The following is a 19,515-nucleotide window of genomic DNA, read 5'->3' as shown; positions in this document are numbered from 1 at the left end:
GGGAGCAGCGTCAGGACGGACGCGGTGGCCCGGTCGATCCGCACGCCCGCCACGTCCAGCCCGACCGGCCACCGCGCCAGCGTTCCGGCCGGGATGTCCACCGGCCGCGACGGGAACACCATACCGTCCACAGTGAACCGGCCGCGCCGGTAGGTGGGCGGCGGCGCGTGCGGCCGGTGCCAGGAGGCGAACCCGAACGTCCCGCGGCCCGCCCGGGCAACGTCCCCGCGCCGTCCACGGATCCGCGGGCCGATCCGCAGCACCACCGTCGGCCCGGTCGCGCGCACAGGCCGGGGAACGCGCCGGCGGCCCGGGCCGCCGGCGGAGCGCGTCTCGCCGGCCCGGGTGTCAGCGCGGGCCGGGCCAGTCCCGGCGGCGCGCGGTCAGTGCGGAGCCCATGATGACCTTTGTGCCGGCATTCCGTTCATGGTGTGCGCTGCGGCACACTGCGTGAATGTCCTACCTCGACGTGCTCGCACCGTCGTTCAGCTTCACGTCGCCGGAGGCGTTCGCCGCCCAGGACGACAACTGGTTCGCGGACAGTCCGATCGGCCCGGTCGCGGTGCGCTACGCGGAGGCGAACGAGCTGCTCCGGGACAAGCGCTTCGACCACGGCGGCGAGGACTTCCTGCGCAACAACGGCGTCACGTCCGGGCCCGTCTACGACTGGTGGGTCCCGATGATCAGCAACCACGACGGCGCGGACCACCGTCGGCTGCGCGGGCTGGTCGGGCGCGCGTTCACGCCGCGCATGGTCGAGTCGCTGCGCCCGTTCATCCACCGGCGTGCCGCCGAACTGGCGGACGAGATGGCCGGTGCGGGCAGCGTCGAGTTCGTGGACGCGTTCGCGAACCGGCTGCCGCTGGCCGTGATGTGCGAGCTGCTCGGCGTGCCCGCGGAGGACTACGACGAGTTCAGCCAGTGGTCCTCGGACATCGGGTTGATCTTCGGTCTGGCCAACGGCGGTGACACGGCCGCGCGGGTGGAGCGCGCGGTGGCCGGGCTGGACGCGTACGTGTCCGCGCTGATGGACCGCAAGGCCGGTGGGCCGGCCGGCGACGACGTGATCTCCGTGCTGCTCGCCGCGATGGCGGAGGACGGCACGGCCAGCCGCGACGAGGTGCGGAACCTGCTGGTCACGCTCGTGTTCGGCGCGCACGACAACACCCGGCACCAGCTGTCCAACGCGGTCGTCACGTTCGCCGAGCACCCGGAGCAGTGGGCGTGGCTGCGCGCGGACCCGTCGCTGGCCGGCCCGGCCGTGGAGGAGTGCATGCGCTGGCGGCCGTCCGCGGGCGCGCTGATCCGCCGCGCGTCGGCCGACCTGACCTTCCACGGCGTGGACGTGCCGGCCGGCACGATCTTCACGACCGCGGTGCCCACGGCGCAGCGCGACCCACGGGCGTACCCGGGTGGCCGGGTCTTCGACATCCGGGCGCGCTACGACGTACCGCTGCTGCAGTTCGGCGCGGGCCCGCACTACTGCCTCGGCTCCGCGCTGGCCCGCACCGAGCTGACCGAGGCGCTGCCGGTGCTGGCCGCGCGCTTCGGCCCGCCGGAACTGCCACCGGAGCCGCTGCCCTGGCGGCCCGCGCTCGGCACGTTCGGTCCGGAGAGACTGCCGGTCAGCTTCGCGCGGGCGTAATTTCGCAGCGCCGGCCGGCTGCGCATGGGCCGGCCGGCTGCGCATGGGCCGACCGGCTGCGCGTGGGGCCGCCAGTGCCGGCGGTCGGCCGCGCGCGGGGCCGCCAGTGCCGGCGGTGCCGCCGGCCGGCCGTGTGCGCGGGCCGCGGCGGTGCCGGCGGTCAGCCGCGGGTGGGCGTGAAGACCGTGCCGGCCTGGATGCCGAGCTGGCAGGCGTTGCCGAACGTGCGCCGGTCGTTGACCGGCCGCTGGCCCCAGTGGCCGGTGGCGGACGCGGTGACCGGGCGGTAGTCGGCGGTGCACAGCACGCCGTCGCGCGGCGGCAGGCCGAACACGTTCCCGCCGGTCTTCTTCAGCGCGGCGCACACCTCGGGCGCGGCCGGGTGGGTGCCGCCGACCGGGCCGCAGGTCAGCGTGAGCGTGGTGGCGGCGCGGCCGGTCGCCGGGTCACCGGTGACCTTCAGCGTGAGCCGGGCGAACGGCGCGGCGGCCGGCGCCGGGCGCACCGCGGCCGGAGCCACGCCCGGCCGCCCGCCGGGCTGGGTGAACGCGGCGGACGCGGCGGTGGCGGTGCCGGGCAGCAGTGCAACCGTGGCGGCCGCGGCGAGTGCGGCGGTCGCGAGGTGGCGGATCATGACAACTCCTGACGTGGGACACGGACGATCACGTCCGGTCTACCCCGCCTTCAGCCATCAAATTCGCAAAATCGGCCAAACTAGTACGTTGTGTCCGGTAGCTTCACCCGTCCGGCCCTCTTTACGTCGGCGGAATGTTGTGATTCGCCCGGAAAAGATTCTGCGGGTCGTACACCTGCTTGATCTTGACCAGACGGTCGAAGATCTCGTCGCCGTACGCACCGCGCACGTCGTTCTCGTCCGATGCGGACATGAAGTTGACCATCTGGCGGTCGTGCGCCCACGGCGCCACCGAGTCCATCACCCGGGCCAGGTAGCCGCGCAGCTCCGGCAGCGCCTCCGGGCCACCGGCGCCGAACCCGAACAGCACGAACGGCATGCCGCGGGTGGCGACCGCGTTCGGCGGCTCCGGCTGCCGGTCGAGCGCGCCGCCGAGTGCACGCAGCTCCACGCTGACCAGCGGGCAGTCCGTGCCCGGGGTGGCCAGCGCGAGCAGCGCGTCGACCGCCTCGGCCGGGAGTTCGCGCAGGCCGGTCGTGCGGTCGCGTACGGCAGCGGGCCGGGCGGATCACCGTGGATCAGGCCGGCCTCCGCGTACGGCCGGTCGCGCACGTCGTCGGCCAGCAGCGGCACGGTGCCGCGGATCGGCGCGAACAGCGCCTCGCCGTCGGCCGGGTCGCCGACGTGCGCGAAGCGCAGCGCCACCACGAACGCGCCGCGCAACGGCTCGGGCAGCGCCGGGTCCGGCGGCAGCCGCTGCACGGCCACGGACGTGGTGGCGGACTCCGGCAGCGCCGGCGCCCACGTGCGCCACGCGTGCAGCAGCGCGGGCGCGTCCGCACCGGCCGCGAACGCCGCACCGCCGTAGAAGCGCGCGACCGGGAACAGCGCGATCTCCACCGCGGTCACCACGCCGAAGTTGCCCTTGCCGCGCTCGCGCACCTGTCCGTCACCTACTACGAGCGGCTGGAACAGGGTCGCGGCCCGCACCCGTCGGCCGCTACGCTGACCGCGATCGCCGGTGCGCTGCGGCTCACCGGCGAACGGCGCGAGCACCTGTTCCGGCTGGCCGGCCAGGCCGCGCCGGGCAGCCCGGGCGCGGACGGGACGCCGGACCCCGGGCTGCTGTCGCTGCTGCACGCGAACGCGCTCACGCCCGGCTACCTCGCCGACGACCTCGGCACCGTCCTCGCGCAGAACCCGTTGAACGTCGCGCTGTTCGGCCCGTTCACCGGCCTGCCCGGCTGGGACGGCAACCTGGTCTGGCGCTGGTTCACCTCGCCCGCCTGGCGGGAGCTGCTGGAGCCGGGCGAGGACCACGCCGGGACCGCGCGGGCGTACGTGACGGACCTGCGCGCCGTGGCGGCACGCCGCGGGCACGACGAGACCGCGGTCGCGCTGGTCCACGACCTGCGCGCGGCCAGCACGGAGTTCACCCGGATGTGGGACGAGCACGACGTGTCCGCGCTGCACTGCTCCGACAAGCACATGGACGGCCTGCACCTGCGATGCGTCGTGGTGACCAGCCCGCACTCCAGCCAGCGGCTGCTCCTGCTGCACCCGGTCCCCGGCACCGGCACGGACGCCCGGCTGGCGGCGTTAGCCCCGTCCCGGTAGTGCGTGGTTACCGCGCGCGGCCGTCCCTAGCGTGGCCGCGTGAACAACACTCCGATCGTTCTCGTCCACGGTTTCTGGCACGGCCCCTGGGCCTGGAGTGCCGTCGCGGAGCGGCTGGCCCGCCTCGGCGTACCCTCGCTGGCCGTTGATCTTGATGGTTTCGGGTTGCGGAGCCGGTCGCCGGAGGCGCGCTGGGCACGTCCGTTCGACCCGGCCGCGTTCGCCGTCGCACCGTCGCCGGTCGCGGACGTCACCGCCACGTCCGCCGCGCACCGCCTGATCGCCCAGCTGCGGGAACTCCGGCGCCCGGCCGTGGTGGCCGCGCACAGCATGGGCGGCATCGTCGCCACCCGCGCGGCCGAGCTGGCGCCGGAACTGTTCGCCGAACTGGTCTACGTGACCGCGTTCGCGCCGGTCGCGGGACTGCCCGGCGTGGCCGGCATCGGCCTGCCGGAGAACGCGGGCGAGCAGGTCGGCGGGCTGCTGTGCGCGGACCCGGTGGCCACCGGCGCGCTGCGCATCGACCCGGCCGACCCGGCCCGGCGTGCCGCGATCCGCGACTGCTTCTACCACGACGTGGACACCGCGACCGCGGACGCGGCGATCGCGCTGCTCAGCACGGACGGCAGCTTCGGCATCCCGGCCGAGACGTTCCAGGTGACACCGGCACGGTACGGCCGGGTGCCGCACACCTACGTGATCTGCACCGAGGACCGCGCGGTCCCGGTCGCGCTCCAGCGCCGCTTCGTCCGGGAGATCGACGCGATCTCCGCCCGCCCGACGACCGTCGTGGAGCTGGAGACCTCGCACTCCCCGTTCCTCTCCGCCCCGGACGCGCTGGCGGCGACCCTGGCAGCCGGCCACCTGCGCGGCGTCACGGCACGGCGGGAGGACGCTCTTTCCGGAGGCCGTCCCGGCTGACCTCCCCGGACCATCCGGAGCGGCCCCGCGTCGCGCATGCGCCCGTTCCCGGGCCCGCCGCTGCCGGCCGGTCGGCGTGGACCGCGCGGGGATCGGATGATCCCCGCGCGGGCCGTCAACCGATCTTCCTGCGGTACACCAGGGTCGCGGCCAGGTAGGCGACCAGCGTGATGCCGGCGCACCAGGCCAGCGCGGCCCAGATGTCGTCGCCGGCCGGCTGCCGGTTCAGCAGCGCGCGGATCGTGTCCACGATCGCGGTGACCGGCTGGTGCTCGGCGAACGCGCGGACCGGGCCGGGCATCGTGCCGGTCGGTACGAACGCGGAGCTGACGAACGGCAGAAAGACGATCGGGTACGAGAACGCGCTCGCACCGTCCACCGTGGACGCGGACAGCCCGGCGATCACCGCGATCCAGGTCAGCGCCAGCGTGAACAGCGCCAGGATGCCCACCACGGCGAGCCAGGCGAGCACCCCGGCGGAGGACCGGAAGCCGATCACCAGCCCGGCGAGCAGGATCACGGCCACCGAGATGCCGTTCGAGACCAGCGACGTCAGCACGTGCCCCCAGAGCGCGGCGGACCGGGCGATCGGCATCGAGTGGAACCGCTCGAAGATCCCGCTGCGCATGTCGTTGAAGAGCCGGAACCCGGTGTACGAGATGCCGCTGGCGATCGCGATCAGCAGGATGCCGGGCATCAGGTAGTTGACGTAGTTGTCCGTACCGGTCTGGATCGCGCCGCCGAAGACGTAGCGGAACAGCAGCAGGAACGCGATCGGCATGACGGTGACCGTGATGATCGTGTCCAGGCTGCGGGTGATGTGCCGCATCGAGCGGCCGAGCAGCACCGAGGTGTCACCGAGGACGTGTGTGGTCATGACCGCTCCTTCGCGCTGCCGACGACGGACAGGAAGATCTCCTCGAGCGAGGGCTGGCGTTCCACCAGCTCGGTGGTGGCCGGTGGGAGCAGCTCGCGCAGCGCGGCCAGCGTGCCGTCGACCACGATCGTGCCCCGGTGCAGGATCGCGATCCGGTCGGCCAGCCGCTCCGCCTCCTCCAGGTACTGCGTGGTGAGGAAGACCGTGGTGCCGACGCCGGCCAGCTTCTGGATCTCGTCCCACACCTCGATCCGGGCCTCCGGGTCCAGGCCGGTGGTCGGCTCGTCCAGGAAGATGACCGGTGGGTCCCCGATCAGGCTCATCGCGATGTCCAGCCGGCGCCGCATGCCGCCGGAATACGTGCCGACCGGCCGCCCGCCCGCGTCGGTCAGGCTGAACCGGGCCAGCAGGTCGTCGGCGACCTTCCGCGGCGCGGCCACCCGCCGCAGCCTGGCGATCATCACCAGGTTCTCCCGGCCGGTCAGGATCTCGTCGACCGCGGCGAACTGGCCGGTCAGGCTGATCGACTCGCGTACCCGGGCCGGCTGCGCGACGACGTCGAACCCGTTGACGGTCGCGGTACCGGCGTCCGGCCTCAGCAGCGTGGCGAGGATCCGGACGATCGTGGTCTTGCCGGCGCCGTTGGAGCCGAGGAGCGCGAAGACGCTGCCCCGCGCCACCTCCAGGTCGACGCCCCGGAGCACGTCCAGTGGCCCGTAGGACTTGTGCAGTCCGCTGACTCGAATCATGGTCGCCCCTACTCGACGATCACGCCGGCGGGCTCGAAACCGTAGCCCTTGAGACCGGCGAAGGTGAGCTTGTCCATCCGCGCGCCGGTGAAGTCCACGGTGCGCAGCGCGTTGCGGTACTTGCGGGACCAGGCCCGGAACGAGACGTCGCGCAGGATCGCGCCGCGGAAGGTGGCGCCCTCCAGCCCGGCCCGGTCGAATCGGACGCTGGTCAGCGCCGCGCCGTCGAAGTTCAGCCGGCGCAGGTCGGAATAGGTGAAGTCGACGCCGGTGAACGTGCAGCGCTGGAAGACGACGCGCCGCACGTCCGTCGACCGGAACTTGACGTCGGTCAGCGCGCTGTCCGCGATCACGATGTCGTTGAGGCCGGACGTGCTGAAATCGGTGCGTACCAGGATCGCGCCGCGGAACGTGGCCCGGCTGAACTCGCTGGCCGTCATGGTGACGTCGGTCAGGTTCGCACCGTCGAAGTTCGCCTCCGCCACGTCGCTGCCCCGGAACGTGCTGCCGGTCAGGTCGGCGCGGGAGAAGTCGGCGCCGCGCAGCGCGCTGCCGTCGAACCGGCCGTTGCGGGTGGTGACACCGGAGAAGTCGCCGCCGGCCGAGTCGGTGCCGTCGAAGCGGGTCACGGTCTGCCGTTCGAGCACCCGGGACAGGTTGGACACCTCACGGACGGTCTGCTCGATGTCGCCGATGCTGTCGATGGTCAGCGCCAGCGCGGCGGCCTCGCCGTGTCCCTCGGCGCGCAGTTCACGGAATCGTTCGTGCAGGTCGGCGAGGAGGTCGTGCTTCAGTTCGTCGACGCTCTTCGCACCCTGGTACGGCGCGAAGACGCCGTTCACGTACTCGTCGATCTTGTCTGTCATCGGTGGTCGTCGCCTCACATCAGGGTGTCGAGCACGCGCTTCGCGTACTCCCAGTTGGCTTTGTTGCGGGCGTAGGTCTCGCGCCCCTTGTCGGTGATCCGGAAGTACTTGCGGCGGCCGCCCTGCGACTCGTCGCCCCAGTACCACGTGATGTCGCCGTCCGCCTCGAGCCGCCGGACGCTCGAGTACATCGTGGCTTCCTTCAGCTGGTACTCACCCTGCGAGCGCTCCGCGATGACCTTGACGATCTCGTAGCCGTACCGATCCGACTCGGTCAGCAGCTTCAAGATCATCGTGTCCGTGTTGCCACGCAGCAGATCGGAGGTGACCTTGCTCGTGCTCATGAGACCAATGTATGGCGATGTACTGTGACAGTCAAGGTACTTAGACGGTCGGGGTACTTAGGCGGTCGAGGTATATGGGCGGGTGTGGTGGCCGGCCGGAAAACCGCTTGCGGGCGCTGATAGCGTTCGCGGCGATGAAGACCTCTACTCTTCGCAGATTGGGGGCCCGTTTCACCGAAGGTGAGCGCTGATGCGCTCCCACGGGGTGAACACGGACCTCTGGCGGCACATCCGGTCCTATGCGGTGCCGCCCTCGATGATCACGTCCGCCGGCGCGCGCCGCCGCGCCGGCGACTGGGCGGGCGCCTGCGCGGCGGCCCGCGCCGATGTCGACTGCGACCTCCTCGAGATCACCCGCGCCCACGGTGCGGACCTCGCCGCGGAGATCCGCGCCGACCTTCGGCATCTCGCCCCCGACCTGCTCCGCTGGCACCTGCCCCGGATCGCCCCGGACGGCCTGCTCCGGCCCGCGCTGACGATCGGCCTGGCCCGCTACCGGTCCGCATCCGGTCCAGTGTGGCTGGTCGCACGTACCGCACCGGCGTGGGCGGACGCCGGGCAGCGGATCAGCCTCGCGGTCTGGCCCGGCGGCCACACCGGCCGGCACCCGCATCCGCACCCCCACCGGCGCTTCCGCCTCGACCTGCACCGCCATCTCTGGGACACCCGGCATGCGCCGGATTTGCGCACCCGCGCCGGTCTCCCGGCGACTCCACCGCCGCCCGCCGCCTCGCGCACCGCGGAACCCGCGGGCACGGCGGTGGTGCCGGACGACGTGATCGCGGCGGTCGGCGGTGTGCCCGCGGCGGCCGATGGCGGGCCTGCGCTGTGCGGCGGCGTGCGCACCGCGGCTGCGCTGCCGGGCGGCCCGGCCCCGCTCGCCGTGGGCGGGATCGAGTCGTTCGACCCGGGGCTGCCGGACCGGCTGCGGGCGCGCGGGTGCGCGGTCGATCGATGGGCGGTGGAGGCCGCGATCCTGCTGCGGGCCGAGGGTCTCGGCGCCGACGGTGCGGTCGCGATCCGGGCCGGGGCCCGCGCGCGACTGGTGCTGCAGCTCGCCGCGGGTGCGCCACCGCGGCTGACCGAGGGAGACGGCCGCGGGCTGCCGGTACTTCCGGACGCCGCGGTCTGGGAGCCGCCGGACCTCGCGTTGCTGCGGGCCGACCTGATCACCCCGGCGGAGCTGCATCCGCTGGTCGCGGCCGCGCTCGTCCCCGGCCGGGTCCCCGACGTGCCGGTCTGCGGAGCAACGGCAGACTCCTCGCGGGTACGGGTGGTGCGCTGCCGCGGCGCCGACCACCGGGTCGGCCTGGTGGACGGCGTGCTGCGGCCGCTCGACCACGACGAGGTGGAGCTCCGCCGGGAGGAGACGCTGGCCGCGCTGACCGGCACACCGCTGCCCTGCCTGCGCGTCATCGACGAACTGCACCGGCACCCGGCGGGCCTCGACGACGTACGGGCCCGCCTCGATCACGGCGACACCGAAGGCGCGCTCCGCGGCATCGAGGACCTGCTCGGCCCGGCCGCGGTGCTGCCCGGCGGACCGCTGCGGGACGAACTCGCCGCGGCCGTGGAACAGCGCGCGCTCCACGCCCGCTACCGCACCGCCCCCGGCCCGGCCGACCTCGGCGATCCCACGCACCAGACCCGGCCCCGCTCCGACTGGCGCCGCGCGGACGACCCGGCCCGGTCCCGCCACCGCCCGCGTCGACGGCGCCGGTGACCGGCCGGCGTGCCGAGAGAAGAACGGCGCGCAGCGCCTCGGGTGCGGCCCGGCGGCCCGGCGGCCCCGGATCGTGGGTGTCCGGCGGATCGAGAGTTACCGCGCCGTACCGACGACGGAATTTGATCTTTTGAGAGATGAGGGTGATGACGCGGATGCGCAACGGGAATCAGCTGGACACGGCGGCGGAACTGCTGTCGCTGCTCGGCGACACGGACACGGAGGAGCGGCGGGACGCGCAGCTGGACGCGCTGGCGCTGGCGGTCGCGGCGGATCTGCCGGTGCTGCTCTGGGGCGAGCCGGGGATCGGGAAGACCGCGGGGTTGACGCAGCTGGCCGCGGACCTGGGCCTGCCGCTGACCACGGTGATCGCGAGCGTGCACGAGCCGTCCGACTTCGCGGGGCTGCCGGTGGTGGGGGACGATCCGGCGGTGCACGGCGTGCCGATGGCGCCACCGGACTGGGCGGTGCGGCTGGCCGCGGCCGGGCGGGGGCTGCTGTTCCTGGACGAACTGTCGACCGCGCCGCCCGCGGTGCAGGCCGCGCTGCTGCGGCTGGTGCTGGAACGGCGGGTGGGCGCGCTGACGTTGCCGCCCGGCGTGCGGATCGTGGCGGCGGCCAACCCGCGCGGTTCCGCGGCGGACGGCTGGGAGCTGAGCCCGCCGCTGGCGAACCGGTTCGTTCATCTGCAGTGGACACACGACGCCGCGGTGGTGGTACGCGGGCTCGGCGGTGTGTGGCCGCGCGCGGTGCTGCCCCGGCTGGACCGGGCGCGGCTGCGGGAGGCGGTCGCGTACGCGCGGCGGGCCGTGCAGACGTTCCTCACCGCGCGGCCGGGCCTGGTGCACCGCATGCCCGGCGCGGACCAGGCCCGCGGCGGTGCCTGGCCGTCGCCGCGCAGCTGGGACATGGCGCTGCGGCTGATCGCGTTCGGGACCGCGGCCGGCACGTCCCGGGAGGTGCTGTCGATGCTGGTCCGCGGCGCGGTCGGCGACGGGCCCGGCCTGGAGCTGCTGGCCGGCCTGGACCGGCTCGACCTGCCCGACCCGGAGACGCTGCTCGCCGACCCGGTGGGCACGCCGCTGCCGGAGCGCGGGGACCTGCGCCAGGCCGTGCTGGACGGCGTGATCTCCGCGGTCCGCGACCGGCCGGAGCGGGAACGCTGGGACGCGGCCTGGTCGCTGCTGGCCCGCGCCGCCGAGACCGGGCCGCCGGACCTGGTGGTGGTGCCCGCGACCACGCTGGCCGCGCTGCGCCGCGAGGAGTGGGACGTGCCCGCGCTGATCGACCGGCTGGCCGGCACGGTCGCGCTGTCCCGCCGGGCGGTGGCGGCCTGATGGACCTGGAGAAGCTGTACGCGGCGCGGCTGCACGCGGCGCGGGAGCGGCCCTACCTGGCGGCCGCGCTGTTCGCGCTGCACGTGGTGGAGTCACCGGCCACCCCGACGATGGCGGTGGACCGGCACTGGCGCTGCTATGTCTCGCCCGCGTTCGTGGACCGCCGTACCGTGCGTGATCTGGCCGGTGTCTGGGTGCACGAGGTGTCGCACCTGCTGCGCGACCACCACGGCCGCGGCGACGCCTACGCGGCGGAGCACGGCGTGGACGGCCCCGGCGAACGGCTGCGGATGAACATCGCGGCGGACGCCGAGATCAACGATGACGTGTACGACACGGCGCTGCCGATGCCGCGGGACGCGGTGCGCCCGGATTCGCTCGGGCTGCGTTCCGGCCAGGTGATGGAGTATTACCTGCGTCGGTTCACGCTCGGGGCGCGCACCCAGCCGTTCGCGTGGCTGGACTGCGGCAGCGGCGCGGACGGCGGCGCCCGGCCGTGGGACCTCGGCCCGGACGGGGCGCACGGCCTGACGAAGGAGGAGCGTGACGCGGTCCGGTTCCGGGTCGCGCACGGCATCGCGGGCGCGCCCGGCGACGCGCCGGACGGCTGGAAGCGCTGGGCCGAGCGGGTGTTCCACCCGCCGCAGCCGTGGCGGGCCCTGCTCGGCAACGCGCTGCGGTCGGCCGCGAGCGCGGCCGGTGCGGGCGAGGACTACACGTACCGGCGGCCGGGCCGGCGCGCTACCAGCCTGCCCGGCGTGGTGCTGCCCGCGCTGCGCCGCAGCCCGCCGTCCGTGTGCGTCGTGGTCGACACGTCCGGCTCGGTCTCGGACGCGGAACTGGGCAGCGCGCTGCTCGAGGTGACCGCGATCGGCCGCGCGCTCGGCGGCCGGCGCGACCTGGTGACCGTGATGTCCTGCGACGCGCGCGTGGCCACGGTCGGGCGGCTCTGCCGGGCGGAGGACATCCCACTGGCCGGCGGCGGTGGTACGGACATGCGCGAAGGCTTCGCGGCCGCGCTGCGGAGGCGCCCGGACGTGGTCGTGATGCTCACCGACGGCCAGACACCGTGGCCGTCCGTGCGTCCGGCCGCGCGTACGGTGGTCGGACTGTTCCCCCGGCCGTCCGAGGAGTGGGTGGCGACGCCGCCCTGGGCTCGGGTGGTCCGGATCGGCTGAGTTCGCCGCACCGGGTCGGAACCGCGGCATCAGCGCGGCCTCCAGCGGCACGGACGAGATCGCCCGGATCGTCACGGTGGTCGCCCGGGCCGCGCTCACCACCAGCCGGGGCGTCGCGGACCCGCAGGCGGCCACCGGTGAATTGGCCCGGATGTCCAGCGACCCGCACACGCTGGTCGCGGCGTTCCGGTATCAGCTCCAGATCGCGGCGGGGAGGCCATCGCTGAAGAACTCGGGATCCGCCGGTACGCACTCTGCCGCACCGGCTGCGGCACGGCGCGCGGTCCAGGCCGCCGCGGCCGCGTCCAGTACGTCGTCGACCGGCACCAGGCGGCCGGCCGGGCCGATGTCGCGGGGGAGGAGGACACCGTGCTGCCGGAGCAGCTCCTCCCGGCGTACCGTGCCTGACCAGGTTTTCTTGCTGTCCGGCAGCGGGCCGCCGGCCATCCGGGCGAAGGAGAGTTCGGGGTGGACCTCGATCGTCCGCGGGTGGGCGCCGGCGCGCAGCCACGCGTCCACGTCCAGGATTTTCGGACCCAGCCGGTACGCCTGCGCGGATATTCCCTCACCCGCCAGCCGCCGGTTCTCGGCGTTGGCGGCGGCGTAGTCAGGGCAGGTCAGCGCGGCGCGCACCGGCGTGTAGAACACGGACGACGCACGCGGGCCGAGGAGAGCGCGGGCGTCCTGGTCGGCGCGACGGCGCGTGCGGTCCGGCAGGCCGATCGGGATGTCGATGCCGGCCACGTCGACCGGACCGGCCTGCGCGACCAGTGCCGCGATCGTCGGCGCGGCATGGACCTGGAGGCGGTCGCCGTCGCCGTCGAGCAGGACGCCGACCCAGCCGCCCTTGTATGCGTCGGCACCGAGGACCCGGAATGGCATCCGGTCACGCTACAACGCCGTGTTTCCCGTTCGTTTCCGCTCCCGTGCCTGGTCAGGCCGGGTGGACCGGGATGCCCTCTGCGTGTCGGGGTCCGGCGTCGCCGTTGCTACAATGCCGCCTCCGTATATCGGGAGGCTTTTCATGCGGAATCTCATCTACCTCGCCCTGGGAATCGCGGGCGTTCTCATTGCCTGGTGGCTGGTGGGCCGGCTCCGCAAGCCTTCGGGCTCCGGCGCTGTGCCCCCGGCCGCCAAGCCTATCAAGACGGATTCTTCGGACACTTCGGATTCGTCGGCTTCGACCGCCACCATAACCGATGCCACCGCGTCGGCCGACACCACCTCGTCCGGCTCCACCTCGGCCGGCTCCACCTCGGCCGGCTCCACCTCGTCCGGCTCCACCTCGTCCGGCACCACCTCGTCCGGCTCCACCTCGGCCGGCACCACCTCGGCCGGCACCGACACGGCTCCGCCGGCATCGGCGGCCACGGAGGCTTCCGGCGTGTCCGAGGCTCCGGCTTCGAAGCCGATGGTGATCAGTGAATCGACCTCGGCGACGGCGGGGGCGGAGCCTGCGGTCACCGCGCCGGCCGGCGCGGACGCGCCGGAGACCGGATCCGCGGCCGTGAACGACCAGGCCGCGGCGCCCGGCGAGAACAAGACGGCGCCGCTGCCGGAGGCGGGAATCGCCGCCGACTCCGACTCCACGCCTGCGACGGAGCCGGTCTCTGCCGGTACCTCCTCGCCGGCCGAGAGTTCCGGGTCCGCGGACAGCGTGACGTCGCCGCTGCCGGTGGCGGGCATCGCCGCCGACCCGGAGACCGAGGCGAACACGTCGGCCGCCATCGAGACCTCGGCCACTCCGGCCGCTGCCGAGACCTCGGCCACTCCGGCTGTCGCCGAGACCTCGGCCACTCCGGCTGTCGCCGAGACCTCGGCCACTCCGGCTGTCGCCGAGACCTCGGCCACTCCGGCTGTCGCCGAGACCGCGGCCACTCCGGCTGCGGCATCGGCGGCCGGCGAGCGTACGGTGTCCGTGACGTCGGACGCGGAGCCCGCGACGGCCGTCGGCGCCGGATCCGTGGCGGCGCCGGTCTCCGGTGGTGCGGATTCCGCTGCCGGTGACGAGCCGATCACGCCGGTGAACGGGCCTGCCGAAGCGTCCGGCGTGGAGACCACCGTGGTCGTGGCACCGGCCACCACCGAGGAGCCGGCCCCTGCGGAGACCGCACCGGTCGCGGCACCCACCAAGGCGGCGCCGGCGCGGAAGGCCGCCGCGAAGCGGGCACCCGCCGCCAAGAAGGCGGCCCCGGCCGCGAAGGCGACGCCTGCCGCCAAGGCCGCTCCGGCCACGAAGGCGACGCGCGCGGCGAAGGCCGCCCCGGCCGCCGCCGAGCCGCCGAAGCCGATCACCGCGGCTGAGCCGGTAGCCGCACCGGCCGTAACCGAGCCGGCTCCCGCCGTCGAACCGGCCGCCGCCAACGCGGCCCCGACCGCGGCCGCAGAGGCGGCGCCGGTTGCCTCCACGCCGGAGGCGGTGCCGGCGGTTGTCGCGGAGCCGGAGATCGCGCCGGTTGCCGTTTCCGAGCCGGTGGTTGCCGCCGACCCGGAGCCGGTGGTCGTGCCCGCGCCGCCGGCGTCGGCGTCGGTGGACAACCTGACGAAGATCGCGGGCCTCGGGCCGAAGTCCGCGCAGGCGCTGCAGGCGGCGGGGATCACCACCTACGCGGAGCTTGCGGCGGCCGGTGAGGCCGGGGTTCGTGCCGCGCTGACCGCAGCCGGTATCCGCGCCACCGCCAGCGTGCCCAACTGGCCGGTTCAGGCCCGGGCGCTGGCTGACCAGAAGAACGCCTGACCTGCGTCACCACCTGCGGCCGCCGCTCGTGCCTTCCGGTACGAGCGGCGGCCGCTTCGGTCCGGGACGCATCCAGCGCCGCTGACGAACCAGCGAGACATCACGAGATCTCGGACACGAGAAGCGGCGGCAGCGGGCCCGTTCCACGATCGCATGCCCGTCGCCGGCAGCACGTGCCGAGATTCTCACGCGGCCGGCGGCTGGTTCACGCGGGAAAGCCACCGCGACGGATCCACCCCACCGGGAGGTCACATCGCCGCTGGTCCTGGACAGCGAAACACCGCCCGCGATCCGGACCCGTGAGCACGCAGGCCGTCGCCGCCGGGCGAATACCACCGCAACGCAGGCGCGGTCCGCGGCGCGGGAAAGGCCGCAGGCTGCCGCGAGACCGGGCGCGGCAACCTGCGGCGAACGGGAAGGTCAGCGGAGGCGGCGGATGTCGCCGTAGGCGCGGTAGAAGCCGCCGCGGGCGGCCTCGCGGATGCCGGAGACGACGTAGCGCGCGCCGGCCTCGCGGATGCCCTTCGGGAACTGGACCTGCCAGTTCTGGTGGTAGCCGGCGGAGACCACCCGGATCCGGAGGCGGCCGGCGTCCTCGATGCACTCGACGATGACGTCGCCGGGGGCGTCGGCGAGGTCGTGGACGATCTCGACGGTGCTGGACGGGGCGACCGTGGGCATGGCCGGTGGTGCCTTGACGTCGACCGGCTGCGGCACGGTGCCGCCCATCGCGGCGGTGATCGCGGCCTCGCTGGCGTCGACGCAGGCCAGCGTGCCGTTCGTGGTGACGATGTAGAGGCGCTCGTCGTGGTACTGCATGGAGTAGGCGGAGCCGCAGCCGGTGGCGAGCTTCCACAGGCGGGTGCCGTCCGCGGTGAAGCAGTAGACGGAGGAGGCGCTGTCGCCGGCGAAGACGAAACGGCCGTCGGGGGAGGCGGCGCAGGAGAAGACGGCGGCGTCGCACTGGTACGTCCGGTGGCGGGCGCCGTTCTTGCCGAGCTCGACGACCTGGCTGCGAGCGGTGCCCGCGTACAGCTTGCCGGGCTCCTGCCAGCCGAACAGGACCGGGCCGCCGGTACCGGTGTGCCACAGTTCCGCGCCGGTGCGCCAGTCGTAGCTGGTCACGCCCGCGGAGTGGCCGTGGTGCAGCGCGTCGGCGTCGCAGCGGACCATCCAGGCGGAGCTGCCGCGGCCGGGGCGCTGCCAGAGGAACTCGTCCTCGTGGTCGATGGCGGAGATGCCGCCGCGCGCGTCGGACACGCCGAGCACGCCGTCGTGGATGTCCAGCCAGTAGATGTCGATGCCGGGGTCGATCGCGTACGCCAGGCGCGGGATCTTGCCGGACAGGTCGTAGACGTTGCCGTCGTCGCAGCCCGCGTAGATCCAGCCGTCGTCGGCGACGATGCACTTCACACCGTCCGGCAGGCGGAACTGGCGCTGCACCGAGGCGTCGTGGCCGAGCGTGGTGATCAGGCCGCTCTCGTTGCCGACCATGCACACGTCGTCGTCGACGAAGATGCCGAACGCGGCGCTGCCGGACGAGTAACGCCAGAGGATCGGCGCGGCCTTCGCGGTGGAGCGGGTGCTGATGATCTGGCGGCGGGTGACCGAGCGCTTCTGCCGGCCGCCGACGACGGCCGGCGCGTAACCCTTGCGGACCTTCTCGCCGATCTTCTTCGCGGCCTCGGACTTCGCCTTGTCCTCGGTCGGGAACGACGACCTCTTCACCTGGCCGTGATCACCGATCCGTCCATAGCGGACGGTCAGGTCGGTGCCGTCGACGGTCACCTCGTAGAACTTGTGTGCGCTCCCGGAGTCTTCGGAGAGCTCGAGGTACGTGGTGTCGGCCGGCATCGGGGGCCCTTCCGTCGAAGGTGAGGAACGAAGACCCCGAGAACCTATCCAACGGGTACGACAAAAAGCGCCACCGCGGACGGTTGCCTGGCCACGGGCATGATCGCGCCGCCCCGTCCGGTGCGCCCATAGCCAGAACCGGACCGTTTAAACCAGCGTTTTGTCATGACTTCCGGTGCAGATCGGACCCGCATCGCATGACGCGCAGCACTTCAGGACGCCCCTGTCGATAGGCCAATCTGTTTCATGTCAACAGCCGAACGGCCGAGAGGGGGCAGAGATGGACGAGCGATACGACTCCTACTGCGCTGTCGATCCGCTCTTCTACGACGCCCTCACCAACACCAAGGCCCGCACCACCGAGTACGGCGAGGAGCTGGTCCTCCCGGACGGCTGGAAGCGCGCCGCGCAGGACGACTGGACCGTGGTCGGGCCGGACGGCGACCGGCTGCCGGCCCAGGGCTGGAAGGTGCACATCTCCGCACGCCGTGAGGACGCGGCCGAGGTGCTCGCACTCGTCTGGGACTACTGCACCGCCCGGGGTATCGGGTTCAAGTTCCTGCGCGGCCCGCAGATGCTGCTCATGCGGAACAGCAAGTACGCCGGCCGGGGCAGCAGCGGTAAGTTCGTCACCGTCTACCCGCACGACGACACCGAGCTGGAGACGGTCTGCACGGACCTGAACGCGCTGCTGGCCGGCCGCGAAGGGCCGTACATCCTCTCCGACCTGCGCTACGGCGACGGCCCGGTCTACGTCCGCTACGGCGGATTCGCGGCCCGCTACTGCCTGGACGAGTCCGGCAAGGTCGTCCCGGCGATCGCGGACGCCACCGGCACGCTCGTCCCGGACCGCCGCGAACCGGTCTTCACGGTCCCGGCCTGGGTGGAGCTGCCCACGTTCCTCCGCCCGCACCTCGAGGCGCGCGGCGCCGCGAAGGTCGCCTCCGTGCCGTACGCGATCGAGAAGGTCCTGCACTTCTCCAACGGCGGCGGGCTCTACACCGGCCGGGACACCCGCACCGGCGACAGCGTCGTGCTGAAGGAGGCACGTCCGCACGCCGGGCTGGACGCCACCGGCGCGGACGCGGTCACCCGCCTGCGCCGGGAACGCGACATGCTCCGCCGGCTGGCCGACGTGCCGCAGCTGGCCCGGGTGCACGACGAGTTCCGCCTCGGTGACCACTACTTCCTGGCCCTGGACCTGATCGAGGGCGAGCCGCTGAACAAGGCGCTGGTCCGGCGGTACCCGCTCACCCGGCCGGACGCGACCGGCGACGGCCTGCGCGAGTTCACGAACTGGGCGCTGGACGTGCACGCGCAGGTGGAACGCGTGATCCGCGAGATCCACCGGCACGGCGTGGTCTACGGGGACCTGCACCTGTTCAACGTGATGGTGCGCCCGGACGACCGGATCACGCTGCTCGACTTCGAGGCGGCCCGGGACGTCGCCGAGGACGCACGGCCGGCGCTGCGCAACCAGGCGTTCGCGGCGCCGCGCGACCGGACCGGGTTCGCGGTCGACGAGTACGCGCTGGCCTGCCTGCGACTCGCACTGTTCCTGCCGCTCACCGCGGTGCTGCGACTGGCGCCGGAGAAGGCCGCGCACTTCGCCACGATCATCCGGTCCCGGTTCCCGGACGTACCGGACACGTACCTGGACGACGCGGTGCGGATCATCCGCGGCGCGGACGCGCCCCCGGCCCGGCCGCTCACGCTGGACCGGGACCGGATCGCCACCGGCATCCTCGCCACCGCCACCCCGGCCCGCGTCGACCGGCTGTTCCCGGGCGACATCGAGCAGTTCCGCAGCGGCGGGCTGAGTCTCGGGTACGGCGCGGCGGGTGTGCTGTGGACGCTGCACACCTGCGGTGCCGGCCGCTTCCCGGAGCACGAGCAGTGGCTGGCCGACCGGGTCGCGCCACCGCCGTCCGGCAGCCGGCTCGGCCTGTGGGACGGGCTGCACGGCGTCGCGTTCGCGCTGGACGCGCTGGGCCGTACCGGAGAGGCCCGGTCGCTGCTCGGGATCTGCCTGGACGAACCGTGGCGGGAACTCAACCACGACCTGGTCAGCGGCCTCGCCGGCGTCGGCCTGAGCCTGGACCGGTTCGGCGTGCGGGACCGCGCCGACGAGGTGCTGCAACTGCTCGCGGACCGGCTCGACGGAGCACCGTCACCCGCGGAGACCAGCGGGCGGACGAATCCCTACGCGGGCCTGACCCGCGGCTGGACCGGCCCGGCCCTGTTCTTCCTGCACCGGTACGAGACCACGCGCGACCCGGCCCTGCTCGACCTGGCCGCCCGTGCCCTCCGCCGCGACCTGCACGCCTGCGTGCTCACCGAGGACGGCACCATGCACGTGAACGAGGGCTGGCGGACCATGCCGTACCTCGCGCACGGCAGCGTGGGCATCGGCATCGCGCTGGACCGCTACCTCCGGCACGATGACGTGGCCGAGTTCCGGGACGCGTCCGCCGCCATCCGGCTCGCCGCCCGGTCACCGTTCTACGCGCAGTCCGGCCTGTTCGCCGGGCGTGCCGGGATCGTCGCCTACCTGGCCTCGCGGGTCGCCGCCGGGATCGTCGCGGACGCGCCCGCGCTCGCCCGGCAGGCCGGTGCGCTGGTCTGGCACGCGCTGCCGTATGGCGAGCACCTCACCTTCCTCGGCGAGCAGCTGCTGCGGCTCTCCACCGACCTGGCCACCGGGTCCGCGGGCGTGCTGCTCGCGCTCACCATGGCCCGCGACCCGGAGCGCACCGCGCTGCCGCTGCTCGCACCGACCACCGCCGCTGCGCCCGCGCCGCGCACGGCCGTACCCGCCGGGGCACCGGCATGAGACTTCCGGCGCGCGGAAGAAAGAACAGTCACCCGTCAGTACGACAGAGAGAGAAGGTGTTGAGCATGACGCTGCTCGACCTCCAGGGCATGGACATCGAGGACGCGACCGGCGGCGGTGGCGGCGGGAGCCAGGCGAGCCTGCTGCTCTGCGGCGACAGCTCGCTGAGCGTCACCACCTGCAACTGAGCCTCCGGCTCA

The 19,515-nt window shown here is 73.6% G+C and carries 18 protein-coding genes; 9 read left to right on the top strand and 9 right to left on the bottom strand.

Annotated elements, in window-relative coordinates; genetic code table 11:
- The first annotated feature begins 454 nt into the window (after positions 1-454).
- The gene (locus J2S42_RS10430) at positions 455-1,645 is read left to right on the top strand and encodes a cytochrome P450 (protein ID WP_307237999.1); all 1,191 of its coding nucleotides are present in this window, start codon (positions 455-457) and stop codon (positions 1,643-1,645) included.
- Positions 1,646-1,805: 160 nt separating this feature from the next.
- Here J2S42_RS10430 and J2S42_RS10425 read toward each other — a convergent pair whose 3' ends face one another.
- Entirely contained in the window at positions 1,806-2,279 is a 474-nt protein-coding gene (locus J2S42_RS10425; protein WP_307237997.1) for an SSI family serine proteinase inhibitor, read from the bottom strand.
- Positions 2,280-2,400: 121 nt separating this feature from the next.
- Positions 2,401-2,730 (bottom strand): BBE domain-containing protein, encoded by a 330-nt coding sequence (locus J2S42_RS10420; protein WP_307237994.1) that lies wholly within the window; start codon positions 2,728-2,730, stop codon positions 2,401-2,403.
- A 122-nt stretch (positions 2,731-2,852) separates the two neighbouring features.
- Here J2S42_RS10420 and J2S42_RS10415 point away from each other — a divergent pair, with 122 nt between their 5' ends.
- Both J2S42_RS10415 and J2S42_RS10410 read left to right on the top strand, forming a co-directional pair.
- The gene (locus J2S42_RS10415; RefSeq protein ID WP_307237992.1) at positions 2,853-3,896 is read left to right on the top strand and encodes a helix-turn-helix transcriptional regulator; all 1,044 of its coding nucleotides are present in this window, start codon (positions 2,853-2,855) and stop codon (positions 3,894-3,896) included.
- A 39-nt stretch (positions 3,897-3,935) separates the two neighbouring features.
- A complete protein-coding gene (locus J2S42_RS10410) occupies positions 3,936-4,817 on the top strand; it encodes an alpha/beta fold hydrolase (protein WP_307237990.1) in 882 nt (293 codons plus the stop codon).
- A gap of 115 nt (positions 4,818-4,932) precedes the next feature.
- On the opposite strand, the gene J2S42_RS10405 is transcribed toward J2S42_RS10410, so the two are convergent.
- From J2S42_RS10405 to J2S42_RS10390, 4 genes are read right to left on the bottom strand one after another with little or no spacing between them, the layout of a single operon-like run.
- Positions 4,933-5,694, bottom strand: a complete 762-nt coding sequence (locus J2S42_RS10405) for an ABC transporter permease (RefSeq protein WP_307237988.1) — start codon at positions 5,692-5,694, stop codon at positions 4,933-4,935.
- The gene (locus J2S42_RS10400) at positions 5,691-6,443 is read right to left on the bottom strand and encodes an ABC transporter ATP-binding protein (protein WP_307237986.1); all 753 of its coding nucleotides are present in this window, start codon (positions 6,441-6,443) and stop codon (positions 5,691-5,693) included. Before J2S42_RS10400 ends, J2S42_RS10405 begins: the two co-directional genes overlap by 4 nt.
- A gap of 8 nt (positions 6,444-6,451) precedes the next feature.
- Positions 6,452-7,309 carry a pentapeptide repeat-containing protein gene (locus J2S42_RS10395; RefSeq protein WP_307237984.1) on the bottom strand — a complete coding sequence of 286 codons (858 nt, stop codon included), beginning with the start codon at positions 7,307-7,309 and terminating at the stop codon, positions 6,452-6,454.
- A 14-nt stretch (positions 7,310-7,323) separates the two neighbouring features.
- The gene (locus J2S42_RS10390) at positions 7,324-7,653 is read right to left on the bottom strand and encodes a PadR family transcriptional regulator (RefSeq protein WP_307237982.1); all 330 of its coding nucleotides are present in this window, start codon (positions 7,651-7,653) and stop codon (positions 7,324-7,326) included.
- Positions 7,654-7,843: 190 nt separating this feature from the next.
- Here J2S42_RS10390 and J2S42_RS10385 point away from each other — a divergent pair, with 190 nt between their 5' ends.
- The 3 genes from J2S42_RS10385 to J2S42_RS10375 all read left to right on the top strand — a co-directional run bounded on the left by J2S42_RS10385 (position 7,844) and on the right by J2S42_RS10375 (position 11,891).
- A complete protein-coding gene (locus J2S42_RS10385; RefSeq protein WP_307237980.1) occupies positions 7,844-9,376 on the top strand; it encodes a hypothetical protein in 1,533 nt (510 codons plus the stop codon).
- 137 nt (positions 9,377-9,513) lie between these two features.
- Positions 9,514-10,713, top strand: a complete 1,200-nt coding sequence (locus J2S42_RS10380) for an AAA family ATPase (protein WP_307237978.1) — start codon at positions 9,514-9,516, stop codon at positions 10,711-10,713.
- Complete coding sequence (locus J2S42_RS10375; RefSeq protein WP_307237976.1) at positions 10,713-11,891, top strand: vWA domain-containing protein; 1,179 nt, start codon at positions 10,713-10,715, stop codon at positions 11,889-11,891. The genes J2S42_RS10380 and J2S42_RS10375 overlap by 1 nt, the downstream gene beginning before the upstream one ends.
- Before the next feature lie 192 nt (positions 11,892-12,083).
- Here the strand turns inward: J2S42_RS10375 and J2S42_RS10370 are convergent, their stop codons facing one another.
- Together J2S42_RS10370 and J2S42_RS10365 are read right to left on the bottom strand one after the other, a co-directional pair.
- Positions 12,084-12,773 carry a DUF429 domain-containing protein gene (locus tag J2S42_RS10370; protein WP_307237975.1) on the bottom strand — a complete coding sequence of 230 codons (690 nt, stop codon included), beginning with the start codon at positions 12,771-12,773 and terminating at the stop codon, positions 12,084-12,086.
- A 156-nt stretch (positions 12,774-12,929) separates the two neighbouring features.
- Positions 12,930-14,429, bottom strand: a complete 1,500-nt coding sequence (locus J2S42_RS10365; protein ID WP_307237973.1) for a hypothetical protein — start codon at positions 14,427-14,429, stop codon at positions 12,930-12,932.
- On the opposite strand from J2S42_RS10365, the gene J2S42_RS10360 reads away from it, so the two are divergent.
- A complete protein-coding gene (locus J2S42_RS10360) occupies positions 14,422-14,628 on the top strand; it encodes a helix-hairpin-helix domain-containing protein (RefSeq protein WP_307237972.1) in 207 nt (68 codons plus the stop codon). The two genes, J2S42_RS10365 and J2S42_RS10360, sit on opposite strands and share 8 nt — an antisense overlap.
- 420 nt (positions 14,629-15,048) lie before the next feature.
- Here the strand turns inward: J2S42_RS10360 and J2S42_RS10355 are convergent, their stop codons facing one another.
- Positions 15,049-16,482 carry a WGR domain-containing protein gene (locus J2S42_RS10355; protein ID WP_307237970.1) on the bottom strand — a complete coding sequence of 478 codons (1,434 nt, stop codon included), beginning with the start codon at positions 16,480-16,482 and terminating at the stop codon, positions 15,049-15,051.
- 280 nt (positions 16,483-16,762) lie between these two features.
- Here J2S42_RS10355 and lanKC point away from each other — a divergent pair, with 280 nt between their 5' ends.
- Positions 16,763-19,315 (top strand): class III lanthionine synthetase LanKC, encoded by a 2,553-nt coding sequence (gene lanKC / locus J2S42_RS10350; protein WP_307237968.1) that lies wholly within the window; start codon positions 16,763-16,765, stop codon positions 19,313-19,315.
- Positions 19,316-19,380: 65 nt separating this feature from the next.
- The gene (locus tag J2S42_RS10345; RefSeq protein WP_307237966.1) at positions 19,381-19,503 is read left to right on the top strand and encodes a SapB/AmfS family lanthipeptide; all 123 of its coding nucleotides are present in this window, start codon (positions 19,381-19,383) and stop codon (positions 19,501-19,503) included.
- Positions 19,504-19,515 lie beyond the last annotated feature (12 nt).

This window comes from Catenuloplanes indicus, assembly GCF_030813715.1.
In the GTDB taxonomy this organism is placed as follows: Bacteria; Actinomycetota; Actinomycetes; order Mycobacteriales; family Micromonosporaceae; genus Catenuloplanes; species Catenuloplanes indicus.
Note: the sequence above shows the minus strand (reverse complement) of the source record. Positions and strands in the feature narration are given on the sequence as shown.